Source organism: Salinicola sp. DM10, assembly GCF_017306975.2.
GTDB lineage: Bacteria > Pseudomonadota > Gammaproteobacteria > Pseudomonadales > Halomonadaceae > Salinicola.
Map to the genome: position 1 here is coordinate 447,601 of NZ_JAFLEN020000001.1, position 19,685 is coordinate 467,285.

Annotated in this window: 20 protein-coding genes; 14 read left to right on the forward strand and 6 right to left on the reverse strand. The window is 64.1% G+C overall.

What is annotated here, in order from left to right:
* Positions 1-94: 94 nt before the first annotated feature.
* The 3 genes from J0A90_RS02085 to J0A90_RS02095 are packed head-to-tail and all read right to left on the reverse strand — an operon-like array spanning position 95 to position 2,607.
* A complete protein-coding gene (locus J0A90_RS02085) occupies positions 95-796 on the reverse strand; it encodes a pseudouridine synthase (RefSeq protein WP_207035780.1) in 702 nt (233 codons plus the stop codon).
* A 30-nt stretch (positions 797-826) separates the two neighbouring features.
* Positions 827-1,774 carry a magnesium/cobalt transporter CorA gene (corA, locus tag J0A90_RS02090; RefSeq protein ID WP_035473287.1) on the reverse strand — a complete coding sequence of 316 codons (948 nt, stop codon included), beginning with the start codon at positions 1,772-1,774 and terminating at the stop codon, positions 827-829.
* Positions 1,771-2,607 (reverse strand): amidohydrolase, encoded by an 837-nt coding sequence (locus tag J0A90_RS02095; RefSeq protein ID WP_207035782.1) that lies wholly within the window; start codon positions 2,605-2,607, stop codon positions 1,771-1,773. Before J0A90_RS02095 ends, corA begins: the two co-directional genes overlap by 4 nt.
* A gap of 110 nt (positions 2,608-2,717) precedes the next feature.
* Between J0A90_RS02095 and rarD the strand changes: the two genes are divergently transcribed.
* Positions 2,718-3,656: an EamA family transporter RarD gene (gene rarD, locus J0A90_RS02100; RefSeq protein ID WP_207035784.1), complete on the forward strand. Its 939-nt coding sequence runs from the start codon at positions 2,718-2,720 to the stop codon at positions 3,654-3,656.
* A gap of 151 nt (positions 3,657-3,807) precedes the next feature.
* On the opposite strand, the gene fliE is transcribed toward rarD, so the two are convergent.
* The gene (fliE, locus tag J0A90_RS02105) at positions 3,808-4,131 is read right to left on the reverse strand and encodes a flagellar hook-basal body complex protein FliE (protein WP_207035786.1); all 324 of its coding nucleotides are present in this window, start codon (positions 4,129-4,131) and stop codon (positions 3,808-3,810) included.
* 321 nt (positions 4,132-4,452) lie between these two features.
* Here fliE and fliF point away from each other — a divergent pair, with 321 nt between their 5' ends.
* The 13 genes from fliF (at position 4,453) to fliR (ending at position 16,321) form a co-directional block, all read left to right on the forward strand.
* Positions 4,453-6,309, forward strand: coding sequence for a flagellar basal-body MS-ring/collar protein FliF (gene fliF / locus J0A90_RS02110; RefSeq protein WP_207035788.1), 1,857 nt, complete (start codon positions 4,453-4,455; stop codon positions 6,307-6,309).
* The gene (fliG, locus tag J0A90_RS02115) at positions 6,306-7,304 is read left to right on the forward strand and encodes a flagellar motor switch protein FliG (protein WP_035473277.1); all 999 of its coding nucleotides are present in this window, start codon (positions 6,306-6,308) and stop codon (positions 7,302-7,304) included. Before fliF ends, fliG begins: the two co-directional genes overlap by 4 nt.
* The gene (locus tag J0A90_RS02120; RefSeq protein WP_207035789.1) at positions 7,291-8,094 is read left to right on the forward strand and encodes a flagellar assembly protein FliH; all 804 of its coding nucleotides are present in this window, start codon (positions 7,291-7,293) and stop codon (positions 8,092-8,094) included. The genes fliG and J0A90_RS02120 overlap by 14 nt, the downstream gene beginning before the upstream one ends.
* Entirely contained in the window at positions 8,087-9,490 is a 1,404-nt protein-coding gene (gene fliI / locus J0A90_RS02125) for a flagellar protein export ATPase FliI (protein WP_207035791.1), read from the forward strand. The genes J0A90_RS02120 and fliI overlap by 8 nt, the downstream gene beginning before the upstream one ends.
* A gap of 173 nt (positions 9,491-9,663) precedes the next feature.
* On the forward strand, positions 9,664-10,113 hold the full coding sequence (fliJ, locus tag J0A90_RS02130) for a flagellar export protein FliJ (protein WP_035473275.1): 450 nt from the start codon (positions 9,664-9,666) through the stop codon (positions 10,111-10,113).
* 98 nt (positions 10,114-10,211) lie between these two features.
* Positions 10,212-11,753 carry a flagellar hook-length control protein FliK gene (locus J0A90_RS02135; protein WP_207035794.1) on the forward strand — a complete coding sequence of 514 codons (1,542 nt, stop codon included), beginning with the start codon at positions 10,212-10,214 and terminating at the stop codon, positions 11,751-11,753.
* Positions 11,754-11,933: 180 nt separating this feature from the next.
* Positions 11,934-12,428 (forward strand): flagellar basal body-associated protein FliL, encoded by a 495-nt coding sequence (gene fliL, locus J0A90_RS02140; RefSeq protein WP_207035796.1) that lies wholly within the window; start codon positions 11,934-11,936, stop codon positions 12,426-12,428.
* A gap of 17 nt (positions 12,429-12,445) precedes the next feature.
* Positions 12,446-13,453, forward strand: coding sequence for a flagellar motor switch protein FliM (gene fliM, locus J0A90_RS02145; RefSeq protein ID WP_207035798.1), 1,008 nt, complete (start codon positions 12,446-12,448; stop codon positions 13,451-13,453).
* Positions 13,446-14,006, forward strand: coding sequence for a flagellar motor switch protein FliN (gene fliN, locus J0A90_RS02150; RefSeq protein ID WP_207035800.1), 561 nt, complete (start codon positions 13,446-13,448; stop codon positions 14,004-14,006). The genes fliM and fliN overlap by 8 nt, the downstream gene beginning before the upstream one ends.
* Positions 14,003-14,446, forward strand: a complete 444-nt coding sequence (gene fliO / locus J0A90_RS02155) for a flagellar biosynthetic protein FliO (RefSeq protein WP_207035802.1) — start codon at positions 14,003-14,005, stop codon at positions 14,444-14,446. Before fliN ends, fliO begins: the two co-directional genes overlap by 4 nt.
* Before the next feature lie 56 nt (positions 14,447-14,502).
* Entirely contained in the window at positions 14,503-15,210 is a 708-nt protein-coding gene (fliP, locus tag J0A90_RS02160; RefSeq protein WP_207036130.1) for a flagellar type III secretion system pore protein FliP, read from the forward strand.
* A 39-nt stretch (positions 15,211-15,249) separates the two neighbouring features.
* Entirely contained in the window at positions 15,250-15,519 is a 270-nt protein-coding gene (gene fliQ / locus J0A90_RS02165) for a flagellar biosynthesis protein FliQ (protein ID WP_035473267.1), read from the forward strand.
* Between the two features lie 10 nt (positions 15,520-15,529).
* Positions 15,530-16,321 carry a flagellar biosynthetic protein FliR gene (gene fliR, locus J0A90_RS02170; protein WP_207035804.1) on the forward strand — a complete coding sequence of 264 codons (792 nt, stop codon included), beginning with the start codon at positions 15,530-15,532 and terminating at the stop codon, positions 16,319-16,321.
* A 337-nt stretch (positions 16,322-16,658) separates the two neighbouring features.
* Here fliR and flgL read toward each other — a convergent pair whose 3' ends face one another.
* Both flgL and flgK read right to left on the reverse strand, forming a co-directional pair.
* Positions 16,659-17,864, reverse strand: coding sequence for a flagellar hook-associated protein FlgL (gene flgL, locus J0A90_RS02175; protein WP_207035805.1), 1,206 nt, complete (start codon positions 17,862-17,864; stop codon positions 16,659-16,661).
* 89 nt (positions 17,865-17,953) lie between these two features.
* Entirely contained in the window at positions 17,954-19,585 is a 1,632-nt protein-coding gene (gene flgK / locus J0A90_RS02180; RefSeq protein WP_207035807.1) for a flagellar hook-associated protein FlgK, read from the reverse strand.
* Positions 19,586-19,685 lie beyond the last annotated feature (100 nt).

Genomic DNA, 19,685 nt, shown 5'->3' on the forward strand with positions numbered 1-19,685 from the left:
ATGCCGCGGAGCTCATATGAGGGATAAAGGACAGGCAGAAAAGATAACGGTATAAACTGCAAAGTCCGAACTCGCCGACGCAGGAAGATGCGGCCTAAAAGGCCGCGATCTCCTCCGGACGCAAATGCCGGCACTCACCGGGTTCGAGCATCGGGTCGAGGCTGAGCGGGCCGATCGATTCGCGATGCAGCGAGGTCAACGGATAGCCAACCGCCGTCATCATCCGCCGCACCTGGTGATAGCGCCCCTCGGTGACGCCGATCAGCACCTCGTGCGGGCCCACCCGCTCGAACGTCGCCGGCCGGGTCGGCTTCTCTTCGCCCTGCAGCGTGATGCCCTTCTCGAACTGCTGCGCCACCTTGGCGGCGACACTCTCCGACATCGCCTCGGCAATCTCGCCGCGATAGCGTTTGATGCAGGCGCGGTTGGGCGAGGTGACCCGGTGGGTCCATTGGCCATCGTCGCTGATCAGCAAGAGCCCCGAAGTGTCGACGTCCAGCCGCCCTACCGGGTGCAGGCGCTCGATCTGTTCGATCTCGATCAGGCTCATCACCGACGGGTAGTGCGCCGGGCGCAGCGAGCACTCTACCCCGACCGGCTTGTGCAACATCAGATAGCGCCAGCCGACCCGCGCCAGCGGCGCTCCCTGCCAACGAACGTCCTGGGTATCCGAGACCTGACGCGAGGCGTCGCGCACGACCTCGCCATCGACACTGACTTCCAGCTGACGCAGGGCACGCTTGGCCTGGCTGCGCGTCAGCTCGGTGGCTTCACTGAGAAATCTATCCAACCGCATGAATTCGAGACTTTCCTTGGGGCGGCGGGCTCATAGCCAGCCGCGATACTTGAAGTAGAGATAAGGCGAGACCCCAGACAGCGCCATCAGCCCGATCGCCAGCGGGTAGCCGAAGCTCCAGTCGAGTTCGGGCATCACGTGAAAGTTCATCCCGTAGATACTGGCGATCATGGTCGGCGGTAGAAACACCACCGAGGCAATCGAGAAGATCTTGATGATCTGGTTCTGCTCGATGTTGATGAAGCCCTGGGTGGTATCCATCAGGAAGTTCACCTTGTCGGATAGGAAGGTGCTGTGGGACATCAGCACCTCGACGTCCTGCAGCGCCTCCTTGGCCTGCTCCTGCAGCTCGGCGTGATAGCGCAGATGGCGAATGAGGAAGTAGAGCGAGCGTTGGGTATCCATCAGACACAGACGGATCTTGCCCACGCTATCCTCAACCTTGGCCAGCCGATCGATCGCCTCTTCCAGATCGGCATCCTCGATCTCCAGCACCATATGGCTGACCTGCTCGAGGTCGCGGTGCATGTCTTCGATGCTGTCGGCAAGATTCTCGACCTTCTGTTCGAACAGCGTGACGATCAGCGACTGCGGCGAGTGGGCCTCGGTCTGGCCACGCCGCGCGCGCAGCCGGAACAGGCGAAAATCGGCCAGGTCGTCCTCACGCAGCGAAAGCAGACGCTGCGACTGCAGGATGAACACCACGGTGTTGGTCTGATGCTTGCCCTCGTTGCGTGACAGAAACAGCGAGTGCACGTGCAGGCCATCGGTATCGGTGAAGAAGCGCGCCGAGGATTCGATCTCCTCGATATCGGTATTGGCCGGCAGCTCCTCGGCGAGGAATGGCTTCAGCGCCTCGCGATCGTCGTCATCGAGGTCATAGGCATCGATCCAGTTGGCCTCCAGCAGGCGTTCGGCGATGGGGCCTTCGCTGAGCTCTTGAAAATCGTTCTGGTCGAGGCGAAAGGTTCGGATCATTGCCCATCCTTACTCTGCAGGTCATCGTCGAAGTCGGTCAACGCAAAGGCATCTGCGTCTCTCCAGGCGGGGAAGGTATCGCGAAACGATGACAATGCCGCGGCCGACAGGGTCACCGTCTCGACGAAAGGCGCCTCGGGCGGATGATCCACCAGCGGGTCGCCCTTGAAGTCCACGGCCAGCGAGTCGCCGCTGTAGGCCAGACCGTTGCCATCCTGGCCGACGCGATTGACGCCGACCACATAGCTCAGGTTCTCCACTGCCCGCGCCTTCAGTAGTGTACGCCATGGGCGCCGCCGAGGCGCCGGCCAGTTGGCTACGCACAGCAGCAGATCGTACTCGAACGCCTCGCCCTGAGGTGGCTGCTGGCGCAGCCAGACCGGAAAGCGCAGGTCATAGCAGACCGCAAGCAGGATCCGCAAACCACGATACTCGACCACCCGACGCCGGCTACCAGCGGCGTAGTGGCGCGGCTCCTCCCCCATGCGAAAGAGATGACGCTTGTCGTAGGTCAGCGTGCGGCCGCCGGGCTCGGCCCAGACCATGCGGTTGTAGGCTCGCCCACCCTCGGTGATCGCCAGACTCCCGGTGATGGCACAGCCACGCTCGCGCGCCTGCTGCTCGAGCCAGGCCAGCGAAGCGCTTGACCCGGCGGGCTCGGCCAGCGCTTCGGCGTTCATGGTAAAACCGGTGGCGAACATCTCGGGCAGCACGATCAGGTCGGTCTGCGTCGAATCCAGCGTCCCCATCCGGGCTTCGAGCAGCGCCCGGTTGGCCGCCGGATCTTCCCACTGGAGCTCCGTCTGGATCAGCGTGATGCGCAGGTCGCTCATGGGTATCTCCTTGTTCGTGCCGGGATTCTGGACCATTTTCGCACCCGAAGCGTGCCACGGACATGATAGATTACCGAGCCGCCACCACGAACAGCCAGAGACTCACCGCCATGCCAGCCGCCAACCGCCATGCCACGCCACCCGCGACGCCAACGGAGAGCGCCACCGCACAGCGTCGCGAGGCGCGTCGCGGCGTCGGCTTCGGACTGGCCGCCTACGGTATCTGGGGCTGCTTTCCGCTGTTCTTCGCCCTGTTCGACGGCGTGCCGGCGGGAGAGATCCTGATCCACCGCATTCTGTGGTCTTGCCTGTTCCTGGCGCTGGTGATCACCCTGATGCGGCGCTGGGCACCGGTGCGGGCGGCTTTCCACCAGCCCCGCCGGCTGTTGCCGGTACTTGGTTGCGCGCTATTGATCGGGCTCAACTGGGGGCTCTACATCTATGCGGTGGAGAGCCAGCACGTGCTTCAGGCCAGCCTGGGCTACTTCATCACCCCGCTGGTCAACGTCGCTCTCGGCATGCTGATACTCAAGGAGCGGCTGAGCCGCTGGCAGGGTGTGGCGATCGCCCTGGCCCTGATCGCGATCCTGATCCAGCTCGTGATGCTGGGCCGCCTGCCCTGGATCAGTCTGGTGCTGGCGGCTACTTTCGGCACTTACGGGCTGCTGCGCAAGCAGGTACCTCTCGACGGCTTGTCGGGGCTGTTTGCCGAGACCACCCTACTGCTGCCCTTCAGCCTCGTCGCTCTGACCTGGCTCATGGCCCAGAATGCCTCCCACTTCGGCATCGCACTGACCAACACGACTCTGCTAGTGGTCAGCGGCGTGCTAACTACCCTGCCGCTGCTGGCGTTCGCCGGTGCAGCCCGACGCTTGCGCCTCTCCACCGTGGGCTTTCTGATGTATATCAACCCGACGCTGCAGTTCGCCCTGGCGCTATGGGTGTTCGACGAGCCCTTGTCGCTGACCCAGTTGACCACCTTCGTGCTGATCTGGATCGGGCTGGCCTGCTATTCGCTCGACGCCTGGCGGGGAAGAAGCCCGCGCTGACGCCTGAACGCGCCACGACGATACGCGACAAGCCGGCCCTCCAACGCAAAGCGCCCGCCGCTGAAACCAGCGGCGGGCGCCATGGCAGCGCGTGAATAGCGCTAGGGTGTGTACGAAAAGTCGCCGAACGCAGGCAGTTTTCGTGCAGGGCCTAGATCTGCATGCTCATGACATCTTTATAGGCAGTCACCAAGCGGTTACGCACCTGCACGCCCATTTCGAAGGAGACGCTGGCCTTCTGCATGTCGATCATCACGTCGTTCAGGGCGACGTCGGGGTCACCGGCCTGGAACGCCATCGCCTGCTGGTTGGCGCTCTGCTGCATCTGGTTGATCCGTCCGATCGAGGCCTGAAGCTCGCCGGCGAAGCTGCCGGGCTGATCGGGAGCGGCCGTAGCACCGGCACTCTGCCCGGCGGCCTGGTTGGACAGCGCCTGCATCTGCTGCAGCGCGGCCTGAATGGCGGGAACACTCATGCGGGTTTCCTGTAAAAGAGTTGCCTGATGACGAAGGCCCGATCGCCAACGCCATGGCGCCACGCGATGGATGGGACGCTCGCAGACTAGCAGCCAGGGTCGCCATGCCATCGCGCTAAATGCGCGCGAAAACAGCGGCTTTTCCTGTCTTCGCGGTTTACGTTCAAACACATAATGGCTGCCATCACACCTATGCCCCCGCACCGGGGCCATCCCGTGCTCGCGAGCCGGGTCCCGGTGCGGGACGAGCAGTCCGCGATGCAGGGAACGGAAAAACCGTATGTCGTCGAGTCAAATCACGGTCGCTGAGCGGGGCGCGGCATGAGCACGGCCACGTCGCCCAACGACACTCAGGCAGCCGGCGCGCAGTCGTCATCGCGCGCCGGTGCCGCGCAGAAGCCCGGTCGCGACTGGCTGAGCAAACTGCAGGGTAACCCGCGTATCCCTCTGATCGTCGCCGGCGCCGCCGCGCTGGCGATCGTCGTCGCGCTGCTGCTGTGGGCACGCGCGCCCGATTACCGAGTGCTCTATTCGACGCTCACCGACGCCGACGGCGGTCGCATCATTACCCAGCTCGATGCCATGGGCGTACCCTATCGCTTCAGCGAGGGCGGCCAGGCGCTGCTGGTGCCGGCCGACCAGGTGCGCCCGCTGCGTCTCAAACTCGCCGAGCAGGGTCTACCTCAGGCCAGCGGCGTCGGCTTCGAGCTGATGGACAATCAGGCTTTCGGCATCAGCCAGTTCGCCGAACAGGTCAACTACCAGCGCGCGCTGGAAGGTGAACTGGCCCGCACCATCGCCACGCTCGGCAGTGTCGAGCGTGCGCGGGTGCATCTGGCCATGGCCAAACCCTCGGTATTCGTGCGCGAGAGCGAACCCGCCAGCGCCTCGGTGGTGGTCGACCTGCAACCCGGGCGCGTGCTCAGCCCCGGCCAGGTCAACGCCATCGTGCACATGGTCTCGAGCAGCGTCCCCGAACTGGCTACCAATGCGGTCACCGTGATCGATCAGAACGGCGACCTGCTGACCCGCGATCAGGGCGACGGCACGCGGCTCGATGGCACCCAGCTCGACTACGTGCACAACCTGGAAAAGACCTACGCCGAGCGCATCGAAGCGATCCTCGCACCCATCGTCGGCGCCAAGAACGTCAAGGCCCAAGTGACCGCCCAGGTCGACTTCGCCCAGCGCGAGCAGACCGCCGAGCGCTACGGGCCCAACCAGGGTGCCAACGAGGCTGCGGTGCGCAGCGAGCAGAACAGCGCCTCTTACCAGAGCGATGCCGACCTCGCCATGGGCATCCCCGGCGCGCTGAGCAACCAGCCCCCAGGCACTGCGGCGTCGCCGATCAATGCACCAGGCACCCAGGCCAACGCTAACGGTGGCAATAACAACGCTGGTAACAACAATGCCGCCAACAACAATGCCGGCAATAACAATGGCAACAATGCCGGCAATAACAATGGCAACAACAATGCCGGTCAGGATCAGACCACCCAGAATGGTAACGCTCAGACTGGGCAGATGCGCCGCGACAGCACCATCAACTACGAGGTCGACCGCACGGTCGAGCACGTCAAGCAGCACAGTGGCGCCCTCGAGCGCCTGTCGGTCGCCGTGGTGGTCAACTACCGCGAGACCACTGGTGAGGATGGCCAACCCAAGACTGTCGCTCTGAGCGATGCGGAGATGGATCAGATCCGCGGTCTGGTGCGCCAGGCCATGGGCTACTCTCAGGCCCGCGGCGATGATCTCGCGGTGGTCAACAGCCCCTTCCAGACCAGCGAACCCACCTTTACCCCAGAACCCTGGTGGCAGTCGCCTGAGATCTGGAGTCTGGGCCAGAGCGTGCTGAAGTATCTGCTGGTCGCACTGGTCGCCATGTTCCTGTGGTTCAAGGTGGTCAAGCCGCTGGTTCGGCGCCAGACCCGCGATGCCCAGCCCGCCGCTTTCAATGCGCCCTCGGGCGTCTCGGGCGCGGCCGGCGCCGCCAGCTACCAGCAGGTGAGCGAAGCCGACGGCGATGACGAGCCCGCTCCCGTCAATTCGACTCGTGAGCGCAGTCGTCGCCGCTCCTCCGGCTACGAGCAGGACCTGAAGGACGCGCGCGAGATCGCCCAGGAAGATCCTCGTCTGGTGGCGATGGTGGTCAGAAGCTGGATGGAGGACAAGTCATGACGACGCAGATGACCGGCGCCCGCCGCGGCGCGATCCTCCTGCTCTCGCTGGATGAAGATAGCGCGGCCGAAGTATTCAAGTATCTCTCTTCCCGCGAGGTGCAGGAGATCAGCCAGGAGATGGCACAGCTCGGCCAGGTGTCGCACCAGGACATGGCCGATGTGCTGCGCGACTTCCATAACGAGGCCGAGCAGTTCACCGCGATCAACCTGCACACCAATGATCACATTCGCTCGGTGTTGACCAAAGCGCTCGGCAGCGAACGCGCCAGCAGCCTGATAGAGGACATTCTGGAGAGCTCCAACACCGCCTCCGGGATCGACTCGCTCAATCTGATGGAAGCCTCGATGGCGGCCGAACTGATCCGCGACGAGCATCCGCAGATCATCGCCACCATCATGGTTCACCTGGATCGCAACCAGGCGGCGGACATTCTGGAGCTGTTCGATGACAAGCTGCGCAACGATGTGATGCTGCGTATCGCCACCTTCAGCGGCGTGCAGCCGGCGGCGCTGCAGGAACTGACCGAGGTACTCAGCTCGATGCTCGACGGCACCAACCTCAAGCGCAGCAAGATGGGCGGCGTGAGAACCGCTGCCGAGATCCTCAACCTGATGAACTCCTCTCAGGAAGAGCAGGCTATCGACGTGGTCCGCTCGCACAGCGAAGACCTGGCGCAGAAGATCATCGACGAAATGTTCCTGTTCGAGAACCTGCTCGATATCGACGACCGCGGCATCCAGCTCATCCTGCGCGAGATCGAGACCAACTCGCTGGTCATCGCCCTGCGCGGTGCGGAAGAGGCGCTCATCGACAAGTTCACCCGCAACATGTCCCAGCGCGCGGCCCAGCTCATGCGCGAGGATATGGAGAACCGCGGCCCGGTGCGCCTGTCCCAGGTGGAGAACGAACAGAAGGCGATTCTCGGCGTGGTGCGGCGCCTGGCCGACTCCGGCGAGATCGCCCTGAGCGGTGGCGACGATGGCTACGTCTGATCGGCGCCGCGGTGCGAACTCGTACGCCGACGGCGAGCGCTGGCACCGCTGGCAGATGGGCGAACTCGAGCGCCAGCAACCGGCGCCGGCCGGCCATGCCAAAGGCGAGCACGCCGAGTCCGCAGCCGCTCAGCAGCAGAGCGCCAAGGCGGCAGCACTGCGCGCCGAGGCCGAGCTGGCACGCAATCAGGGCTACGAGGCGGGTCACGCCGAGGGGCATGCGAAAGGCTACCGCGACGGCTACGCCGAGGGTCTCGCGGCCGCCAACGCCGCCGCCGAACTCGAATTCCACAAGCGCGTATCGTTACACCTGACGCCGCTTGCCGGCTTGGCCCAGAGTTTCCGCGAGGCCCTCGCCCAACTCGATGACGAAACCGCTAACCAACTGGTGGAACTGGCGCTGATTACCGGCCGCCAGCTAGCCGGGGAGTCGCTGGCCGCCAATCCCGAGCATATCCTGAGCGTGGTGCGCGAGCTGCTCGAGGCGGACCATAGCCTCAATGGCAAGTCGCGCCTGTGGTTGCACCCGGATGACCTTACCCTGGTCAGTGCGGCGATCGGCGACACCCTCGAGGCCAGCGGCTGGGAGTGCTGTGCCGATCATGCGCTCGAGCGCGGCGGCTGCCGCGTGACCAGCGCCAACGGCGGGCTGGACGCCAGCCTGGGCACCCAGTGGAAGGCGATTCTCGACCAGCGCCGGCGACGCCAATCATCCGCGCCGGATGCCGGGGCAGATCCCGACACATCCGACACATCCGACGCACCCGATGCCGCAGATCACGATGAGTGAGACTGACACCACCACTCCCGACGCCGCACGTCACCAGCACCACTGGCGGCAGACACTGGAGAAGGTGCGCCATCGCATCGAGGCGCTGTCGCACTATCGCCACGAAGGACGTATCACCCGCGCCACCGGTCTGGTGCTCGAGGCGGTGGGCCTACGCCTGCCGCTGGGCAGCGCCTGCCTGATCGAGCTATCGAACCAGGGTGACGAGCGTTTCGCCGAAGCCGAGGTGGTCGGCTTTGCCGGCGACAAGCTGTTCTTGATGCCCTTGGCGGACACCAGCGGGCTGCTGCCCGGGGCGCGGGTGCTGGCGCTGAGCGGCAACCGCCTGGATATCGCCAGTGCACGCCGCTTTCCCCTCGGCGAAGGGCTATTGGGGCGGATCGTCGATGGCAACGGGCGCCCGCTCGACGCCCGTGGCCCGCTCGATCTCACCCCGCACGCACCGTTGGAGACGCCGCCGATCAACCCTCTGGCCCGCGCCCCCATAGAGTCCGCCATCGATGTCGGCATCCGCGCCATCAATGGCCTGTTGACCATCGGACGCGGCCAACGCATGGGTCTGTTCGCCGGCTCCGGCGTGGGTAAGAGTGTCCTGCTGGGCATGATGGCACGCTTCACCAACGCCGACGTCATCGTGGTCGGCCTGATTGGCGAGCGTGGCCGCGAGGTGCAGGATTTCATCGAGAACATCCTCGGTGAAGAGGGGCTGGCACGCGCGGTGGTGGTGGCTGCGCCGGCGGACACTTCCCCGTTGCAGCGTATGCAGGGGGCCGCCTACGCCACCCGTCTGGCCGAGGACTTCCGAGACCAGGGGCGCAACGTACTGCTGATCATGGACTCCCTCACCCGCTACGCCATGGCCGCGCGTGAGATCGCACTGGCGATCGGCGAGCCGCCGGCGACCAAGGGCTATCCGCCATCGGTGTTCGCCAAGCTGCCGGGGCTGGTCGAACGTGCCGGTAACGGCAAGCGCGGCGGCGGCTCCATCACGGCTTTCTATACCGTGCTCACCGAAGGCGACGATCAGCAGGACCCCATCGCCGACTCGGCGCGTGCGATCCTGGACGGCCATATCGTGCTCTCGCGGGCCCTGGCCGAGAGCGGCCACTATCCGGCGATCGACATCGAAGCTTCGATCAGTCGTGCCATGCCGGCGGTGGTCAGCGGCAAGCGGCTGCGCCAGGCGCAGCGCTTCAAGCAGTTGATCTCGCGGTATCAGCGTAACCGCGACCTGATCAATGTCGGCGCCTACGTCAGCGGCCAGGACCCGCAGCTCGATCGCGCGGTCACGCTCTACCCGCGCCTGGAGGCCTTTCTTCAGCAGGGCATGGACGAGATTTCCGACATGGCGCATACGCTGGCAGAGCTGGACCGTCTGCTACCCGAGACCGACTAGGCACCGGTAAAGGAACCTGCCGGAGCCGAACCACCCTCCTCGCCTGCTGAATAACCCCCCTCTAAACACGCTAATCGACGCTTTGCTCTGGCCAGCCGTGACCGACAATGGCATTCGGTCACGGCTCTCTCATCGCGTGACGTCCGGATCACGGAGGTACGATTTTGGCCAATATGCAAGCCATGGCGATGCTGCGCGATCTCGCGCGAGACAGCAGCGACAAGGCGGTCAAGGATCTAGGGCAGCTGCAGCGCCAGCGCCAGGAGGCCGAGACGCGCCTGGAACAGCTCTTGCAGTATCGCGAAGAGTATCAGCACAAGCTCCACGCCAGCCTGACCGAGGGCGTCTCCTCGACCCAGTGGCGGGACTTCCAGCAGTTTCTGGGTTCGCTCGATAGCGCCATTGCCCAGCAGCGCCGGGTGCTCAGCGAGCAGGAGTCCAGGGTCGAGAGCGGCGTGACCCGCTGGCGCGGGGAGCAGCGCAAGCTCAACGCCTACGATACGCTCTACGCCCGCGGCGAGCGTGATCAGCTACAGCACCACGCACGCGCAGAACAACGACATAGCGACGAGATGGCAGCCCAGCTGCGTCGACGTCAGCAGGATAACGGCCGCACCTACTAGCCGGTCAGTAGTTGGCGGCAGTCAGGCGGTAGCGGGGCACAGACCCCGACACTCACAGCGAGATGACGACGCGCATGGACGTGACACCGATTCCCCGTATGACCGCTGCAGGCGATAAGGCAGCGAGTGCCAAGTCGAGCGGCGAGGCGTCGTCATCGACGAGCTTCGCGGCAGCGCTGACCCAGGCCGGCGCTCAGCCGCGCTCGCCGTCGGACGCTAGCACCGCCTCGGGCGCTAGCGTCGCCGATGCTACTGGCGGCCGCGAAGCGCGCCCCGATACCGCCCAACTGCCCGGCGACACCAACGCTCGGCTGTCCGCCGATCAGGCCGACACCCTCGCCAAGCTGACACTCGCGGACACGGCCAATGCCAGCGGCGACGACATCGCCGAGGCACTGAGCGCACTGCGTACAAAAGCTGCCGGCACTCATGGCGGTGACATTGCCGAGGAACTGAGCGCGGTAGGTTCGCAGGCTAGCGGCAACGACATCGCCGACGCGCTGAGCGCACTCCTCGAGAAAGGCGCTGGTGCCACCGACGACGCCATTACCCAGGCGCTGACCGGCGCAGACGGTCAACCGGGGGCGGACAACGGACAAACCGACGCACTGGCACTGGCCGCGCTGTTCGCCGGCCTGCAGCCACTGGGCGCCAGTAGCGATGCACGCCTGCCGGCGGAAGCCCGTGCCGGGCAGCTCCTGACGTCTGTTTCCTCGAGCACCTCCACAGCGAAGGGCCTCGCAGGTTCGACTAACATGCTGGCCTCTGCCATCGGGCTCGCTACCCGCGACCTCACAGGTCGAGCGCCCGCCGACGACGGCGAAGCAGCACTTACCAGTGCCCGCGCGCTGTCGTCCGCGCTGGATTCAGCGGCGGCTCAGCGCCATGGCGACACCCTGGCCCAGCGCGACACGAACGCTCGTGGCGAGTCGCCACTCGCCGCCCTGCTAACGCGCACGGCGGCAGGGCAACAGGCACAGGCACAAGCAGCCGCTGGTACGGACGCACCTTTGACCGCGGAGCAACTGGCCGCGCGCGCCCAAACTGCGCCCCAGGGGGTAGAGCTGTCCGCGCTGAGCCGCGGTCACGGTACATCTACCGAGGCCACCGCGGGCTTCGCCGGCCAGTTGCAGCAGCAGAGCGGCTCACCGATGACGATGCCACCCAGCGGAGCGCCCGCGGCCGTACCGAGTCACACTCTGCCGGTCGCGGTTCAGTCACCCCAGTGGCCAGCCTCGTTGGGCCAGCAGGTGCTGCAGATGCAGCAGCGTGGCGACAACCAGATGCAACTGAAGCTGCACCCCCGCGAGCTCGGCGCCCTGAGCGTCAGCCTGAATGTCCAGGACAATCAGGCCCAGCTGCAGATTCTCTCCGCACACGCGCCGGTACGGGCAGCCGTCGAAGCCGCCCTGCCCCAGCTACGTGAAGCGCTGGCCCAGAGCGGTATCGCTCTTGGTGAAGCGATGGTCGGCGACCACGGGCAATTCCAGCGCGAACAGCAGGAAAGCGACGGCCGTGGCGCCTCGGGCAGCGCGCTCGGCACCAGCGGTCTGGCCACACTCGACGAACCGGCCGATGCCGCTACCGCAACGCTGAACACGCTGCTCGGCGCCCGCGGCAATATCAACCTTTATGCCTGATCCGCGCTGCCGATAACACGGGTGCCGGCACTCGCCGGCGCCAACCTTGCTGTCGTGCGAGTCATAAGGGGTCGCCCTGTCTGAAAGGCGCAGTTAGCGCAGGGGATGGGGCCCTTTTCCAGCGATGACCGGACACCGCGACAGCGCATAATCCGCTGCAACTTTCCAGGATTCCTATTCATGGCAGATGCAATGGCTGCACCTCAAGCCGCGCCACGCAAGAAACGCTCGCGCCTGATCATCGGTCTGTTGATCGTGCTGCTGGCCGCCGCCAGTTCAGCCGCGGTCTACTTCTTCCTCGACTCGAAAAGCGGTGCGGAAGACGTTGCTGCTGTCGAGGAGAAACCGGCCGAACCGCCGACACCGATCTTCGTCACCATCGCTCCATTCACCGTCAATCTGCAGAGCGACTATGGCGACCGTCTGCTGTATGTGGGGCTGTCGCTGCGGGTCGGCGATCAAGCCACCAGCGATTTCCTGGTCCAGCACATGCCCGAAATCCGCAGCCGGCTGCTGATGCTGCTGTCAGGCAAGAGCGCTGAGGAGCTGATCAAGCCGCAGGGCAAGGTCGAGCTGAAGCAAGAGATTCTCGGCCTGTTCGACAAGCCGATCACCACGCCGCAGCCCGAGCTGTCGATCGACGACGTGCTGTTCTCCGATTTCATCGTGCAGTAGGCGGCGCCAGGTTACCCATGTCCCAAGACGATTTGCTGTCGCAGGAAGAGATCGACGCCCTCCTCAACGGCGTCAGCGGCGACGACGACAAGCAAGCCGAAGAGACGCCCGGCGAGAAGCGCACCCGTCCGTTCGACCCGGCCAATCAGCACCGGGTCATCCGCGAGCGGCTGCAGTCGCTGGACATCATCAACGAACGCTTCGCACGCCTGTTCCGGGTCGCGCTGTTCAACCTGATCCGGCGTAGCGCCGATATCACGGTGTCCGGCGTGCGCTATCAGAGCTACAGCCAGTTCGCACGCAACCTGCCGGTGCCGACCAACCTCAACCTGATCAGCCTCAAGCCGCTGAAGGGCACCGCGCTGCTGGTGTTTCCGCCCAGTCTGGTATTCATGGTGGTCGACAACCTATTCGGTGGCGACGGCCGCTTCCCCACCAAATCGGACGGGCGCGAGTTCACCGCCACCGAGCAGCGCATCATCCAGCGCCTGATGTCGCTGGCGCTGGACGGTTACGGCGACGCGTGGAAGTCGGTCTACCCGCTGGAGGTCGAGTACATGCGCTCGGAGATGCAGGTGCGTTTCGCCAACATCACCAACTCACCCAACGAGATCGTGGTCAACAGTACCTTCCATCTCGAAGTGGGCAACCTGGCCAGCGACTTCAACATCTGCATTCCGTTCTCGATGATCGAGCCGATCCGCGACGTGCTGTCGAGTCCGATCGGCGTCTACGGCAGCAACGACGCCCAGTGGGAGTCGCGCATGGCCGGCGAGATTCGTCAGACGGAGGTCGAGCTGATCGCCGACTTCGCCGATATCGATGCCACCCTGGGCGAGGTCATGGCGCTGGAAGTCGGTGACGTCCTGCCTATCGACCTGCCGCAGGTTCTCGACGTGCGGGTCGACGGCGTGCCGGTCATGGCCTGCGAATATGGCACGCGTCAGGGCCAACGCGCTCTGCGCGTCAAGCATCTGATCGACCATGGTACCTATTCCGCCATGAAGGATTTCGACAATGAGTGACGACAACAAGCCCGGCTCCCCGGCCGACGACGCCAAGCCAAAGGATGAGCAATCCCAGGCGGAGACACAGGAAGACGCCGAAGATCTCTGGGCCGCCGCCATGGCCGAACAGGGCGTCGAGCCAGAGCCCGAGCCCGAGCCCGAGCCGCAGCCTGCCCCCAAGCCGGCACCACGGCCGGAGCCCAAACCGGCCAAGCAGAGCAAAGACAGCAACGATGCGTCCTTCGTCAGCGCCGCCGACGAGCGCACGATGTTCCAGTCGTTCGACGAGGGCGGTCCGTCGCACCCGACCCGTGATCTGAACATCATCATGGACATCCCGGTGAAGCTCTCGGTCGAGCTCGGACGCACGCGCATCACCATCAAGCAGCTGCTGGAACTCGCCCAGGGCTCGGTGGTGGAGCTCGACGGCCTGGCCGGAGAGCCGATGGACATCCTGATCAACGGCTATCTGATCGCCCAGGGCGAGGTCGTGGTGGTCGAGGACAAGTACGGCATCCGTATCACCGAGATCATCACCCCCTCCGAGCGCGTGCAGAAACTCAACCGATGAAGGAAGACCTTGCCCGCCAGGCCGAGCCACTGGTCGGTGGCGCCGGCAACGACATCGGCCTGCTGATGATGGGCAAGACCGCCGTCTCACTGCTGGTGGTCATCGCCATCATCCTGCTCTGCACTTGGCTGCTGAAGCGCCTCGGCAGGCAGCGCCGCGGCGGCGGCGGGCACCTGCGCGTGGTCGCCAGCACCTCGGTAGGCCAGCGCGAGCGCGTGGTCATCGTCGAGGTCGAGAATCGCTGGCTGGTGCTCGGCGTGGGCAGCGGCCAGGTCACCAAACTCGACACCCTGGACTCGCCGCCCGTACCGCCATCCGCGCCCGAGGCACCGGCAGGCCCGCCGCTCACGGGTAGCTTCGCCAGCCGCCTGCGCCAGGCGATGCAGCACAACCTGCGCCAATCCCTCAAGCCGCGCCACCCCCGGGAGGACGAGTCGTGAGTGCACGCCCCCGCCTCCCTGGCGTCTCCCTCGCGCTAATCGCTATCGCCCTGCTGATGACGCCAGCGACGCAAGCGCTGGCCCAGGCCCTTCCGGGTATCGTCAGCGAGCCGCTGAGCGACGGCGGGCAGCGCTGGTCGCTCAGCCTGCAGACGCTGCTGTTCCTGTCATCGCTGGCTTTCTTGCCCGCCCTGTTGCTGATGATGACCTGCTTTACCCGCATCATCATCGTGCTGGGGCTGCTGCGTACCGCCATGAGCACGCAGTCGTCACCGCCGACCCAGGTGCTGATCGGCCTGGCCCTGTTCTTGACCTTCTTCGTCATGTCGCCGGTGCTCGACCGCGTCTACCAGGACGCCTGGCAGCCCTATGCGGCGGAGCAGATCTCGCTGGAACAGGCGCTCGATCGGGGCAGCCAGCCGATCCGTGAATTCATGCTGGCGCAGACTCGCAAGAGCGATCTGGCGATGTTCGCGCGAATCGCCAAGATCGGCGACATGCAGGGGCCAGAGGATGTGCCGATGCGCATTCTGGTACCCGCCTACGCCACCAGCGAGCTCAAGACGGCGTTTCAGATCGGCTTCACGATTTTCATTCCGTTTCTGATCATCGATCTGGTGGTGGCCAGCGTGCTGATGTCACTGGGGATGATGATGGTGCCACCGGCGACGATCTCGCTGCCGTTCAAGCTGATGCTGTTCGTGCTGGTGGATGGCTGGCAGCTGCTGATCGGTTCGCTGACCCAGAGCTTCTACATGAGTTGACACGCATGGCCACCGCAGTGGCCGGCCCGGAGGTGTGCAATGACGCCCGAAATGGTAATGAGCCTGGCCTACCAGGGAATGAAGCTGACGCTGATGATGGCCGGCCCCCTGCTGCTCACGGCACTGCTGATCGGCCTGCTGGTGAGCCTGTTCCAGGCCGCGACCCAGATCAACGAAATGACGCTGTCGTTCATCCCCAAGATCCTCGGCGTCTTTACCGCCCTGATCATCTCCGGCTCGTGGTTGATCCAACTGCTGAGCAATTTCACCATCGAACTGCTGACGAACATTCCGCAGATGGTCAACTAAGCCGTCTCGCATGATCGATATCACCAGCGCCCAGTGGCAGGCCTGGCTGCAGCTGTTCGGCTGGCCCAGCGTGCGTATCCTGGCATTCCTGGCCGCCTCGCCGATCTGGAGCTGGTCGAGCGTGCCGCGCCAGTTCAAGCTGCTGTTCGGTGTGGCCATGGCCTTTGCCATCGCGCCGTCGCTGCCGCCGATGCCCAATGTGCCGCTGTTCTCGCTGGAGAGCGTCGGCATCATGCTACAGCAGATTCTGATCGGGGCCGCCATGGGCCTGGTACTGCGGATCATGATCGCGGTGGTGATCAACGCCGGCGAATACATCAGCATGCAGATGGGCCTGGGCTTCGCGACCTTCTTCTCGCCGGACTCGGGCACCAACACCATGGTGCTGTCGCGCTTTCTGGAGATGATCACGCTGCTGATGTTCCTGGCCTTGAACGGCCACCTGATCACCCTCGAGATCCTGGCCTGGACCTTCGAGGTGCTGCCGGTGGGTGCGACCTCGATCGACTTGAGCTTTGCCGAGACGCTGGCCCGCTGGGGCGGCACCATCTTCACCTCGGGACTGCTGCTTGCCCTGCCTGTGGTCGCATCTTTGCTGCTGATCAATCTGTCGCTGGGGATTCTCAACCGTGCCTCACCGCAGCTGACGATCTTCTCCATCGGCTTCCCCATGACCCTCACCGCCGGTCTGGCGATGATTCTGGCGCTGACCCCCAACCTGGGTGGCTTTCTGAGCGACCTGTTCGAGCACCAGCTGCAGTTCATGCAGGGCATGATCGAACAGATGGCCGGCACTGGCTGATGCCCAAGCGCCCTCCCCCCTCGGCACTAATCCAGAACGTCGACAGAGAGGGTGTTTACAAAATGCCTGCGCTCGGCAATACGGTGTTAAAATCGGCCTCAAAATGCTCATTTACCCCCGTGTAAACTCCGCTTTTTCGACCGATTTTGCCTTGTCTTGCCTTCGCTCGCCGAATTTATAAACACCCTCAGAAAACGCCGATCAAAACATCGACCGAATACGACGACGCCCGGCTGCGAAGCGAAGCGCTTTGCAGCCGGGCGTCGTATCGAGCCCACCGAACCTGATGCCGTGACTCAGATGGCGTTATCCCAAATGACGTCACAATCCGCGTTCGTCAAACCAGGTCGAACAGCGAGGTGCCCTGGAGGTTCATGAACGACTTCTGTGCCGCCTGCAGCCCGACCTGACGCAGCACATATTCGGAGACGGCCGAGTTGTAGTCGAGATCGATCAGATCGCTCTTGGTCTGGGTATAGGCGACATTGCGATCGTTACCCACGGTATCCAGCACGTCTAGCTCGTTGAGACGGGCCCCTACCGAAGCACGCACGGTCAGCACGTTATCCAGCGCGTTGTCCATCTCGCGGCTGGTCGTAGAAAGCGTATTGGTGAAGGCCGCCTGCGCCTGATCGGAATCGATCGGGGTCTCCAGCACACCGAGCATCTTCTCGAGCGCGCCGAAGACGTCGGGATTCATATCCTGCGCCCGGCCCATGGTGAGCGTATCACCATCCGCCGGGCGTCCCTCGAGCTTGAGACGTACGCCACCGACCTCGATCGCACCGCTTTTACCGTCGTAGGTGCCGCTACCGCCCGGGCCGCCGCTCACGTTGTAGTCGTAGGTACCGTCACCATTGTCACTGAAGCTGATGTCGAAGGTGCTGCCATAGCCGTCTGCCGTGCTGTCGATGATTTCAGGCCCAGTGAAGGTGAGCGAGCCATCATTGTCGTCTCCCGCCCGGGCCAGATAACCGGCACCGGAGGCCACGCGCTGAAACACTTCATCGCCGGTATTGCCCACCGCCATCAGGCGTGAAGGGCCGACCTTCTGCTCGCGACCCTCGGCGGCGCCCTGGTAGCTGATACCGCCATTGGTCTCGACAAAAGGCGCCGCGCCATCCTTGTAGCCGCCAAAGAGATAGTTGCCGCTACCATCGGTGGCATTGGCCTGCCCCACCAGCGCTTCATAGACGCCGCGCAGCTCGGTGGCCATGGACTGGCGAGCGGCATCGTTCAGTGTGCCATTGCCAGCCTGTACCAATAACTCTTTGGCCCGGCTCAGCGCATCGGTCACGCTGTTTAGCGAACTCTCTTCCTGGCTCAGCGCGTTGCGCACGGTGATGCGGCTGTCTGACTGCTGATTGTTGGTCGCCATCGACTGCGAGACACCGACCGCACGCGCTGCCGCCTGGGGGTCGTCCGATGGGCGCACGACGCGCTTGCCGGAGGCGATCTTCTCGCCGATCTCCATGAACTGGCCCTGCTGCCGGTTCATCGAACTGACGCTGCGCTCGAACATGATGACGGTGCTGACGCGCATGACACTCTCCTGACTGGGTGCCCGCGGCGGGCACGCGCTTGGTCGATTCGGTACACGGCCTTCTCCCTGGAAGGGCGAAGGCCAAAGACTTAACTTCTCAGGCCGAGAATCGTGTCGAGCACCGAGGTGCCGGCGTCGATGATCTTGGCGTTGGCGGTGTAGTACTGCTGATAGCGCAGCAGGTTGGCGTACTCCTCGTCCAGGTTGACCCCGGAATCGGCCTGCTGGTAGCTGTAGAGCTGGTCAGCCAGCCCCTGCTGGGTGGTGAGGTTGGCATTGACGATCGCCGACTGATTGCCAACGTCGCTGACCAGTGCCGCGTAGGCACCGCTGAACGTGGCCTGCCCCCCCACCAGCTTCTGGTTCTGCAGATCTAGCAGCTCGAGAGCATTGCCGTTGTCACCGCTACCGCCATTGGCACTGGCAGCTGCCGCAAAGAGGCTGGTGTCAGTGAAGGCGATGTCGAAACCCGCCGCGGCATTGCGCGTCGGCTGTACCAGAAAAGTATCGCCATCGGCCGGCGTACCGCTTGGCGTCACCGAGACACCACCGAAGACCAGATCACCATCGGCGTTGGTTGCGATGGTCGATGTCTCGCCGCTGGTCAGGTTCTTCAGCTGATAGTCGTCGCTGGCGCTCTGATAGGTAAGCCTGTAGTCGTCGGCGCTCACCGGCGCCGTGTCACTGTAGCTGGCACTCATGGTGACGCTGGAAGCGTTGCGGGTATTGGCCTGGGCACTTGGCGAACCGATCGAGAAGAACTTCTCGCCCGGCTCGCCCTCAAGATCGAAGCCCTGTTCCTGCACCGCATTGAAGCTGCTCGCCAGGCTGGCAGCCAGCTGGCCGAGCTTGTTCTGCGCGCCATCCAGCGTGTCATTGCGAAAACGCAACAGGCCGCCGAGCTCACCGCCCTGAATCACTGAGGCATTGAGCTGGCGCACACCACCGGTGGCGTTGCGGTAGCCGACCGACTGATTGGCGCTGTCCTCTTCGCCGGCGATGGCGCGCAACTGGTAGCTCTTGTTACCCGCTACCAGCGGCAGACCGTTGGAGAGCGACACCTGATAGGTGGAGCCATCCTGGATGGTCACATCGACATCCACCAGCTTGCTCAGATCGCCGACCAGCTTGTCACGCTGATCGAGCAGCGCATTGGGCTCTTCACCCGTCTTGGCCCGCGCCAGCGTGATCTGCTTGTTGAGATCGGCGACCTGGCCGCTGAGATCGTTGACCTGGGAGACGACGTTGCCGATCTGGCCGTTGACGCCGTCACGCATGTCCTGAAGATACGTATCGAAGGCCCGAAACTGGGCCACCATGCTCTGTGCCGTACCCAGTACGCCCTCACGGGCCGCTGCATCCGACGGCGAACCAGAGAGATCCTCGAGGCTGGAGAAGAACTTCTGCATCAGCGTATTGAGGCCGGAATCGCCATCCGCCAGCAGATCATCGACCTGATTGATCTGCTGCTGATAGGTCTCGAGCGCTGTCTCGCGGCTATTGGCCTGATTGAGCTGGCCACTGATATAGGCGTTGTACTGGCGCTGAACGCCGTTCACCTGAACACCAGTACCCATCTCACCGCCGCTGGCGTTCTCGCCGAGCTGGACCAGCTGGCGATTGTAGCCATCGGTATAGACGTTGGTGATGTTGTTACTGGTGGTGGAGAGCGCGGACTGCGCCGCGCCCAAACCGCTCAATCCAATCGAGAACAGGCTCATGTCGAATCCCTGTCAGACGCCATACCACATGGCGAGTTGCAATCACGTTGAGATCTTTATCGGCGCCATCGCAACGCGCTTTAACGTTACGCATGTTGAT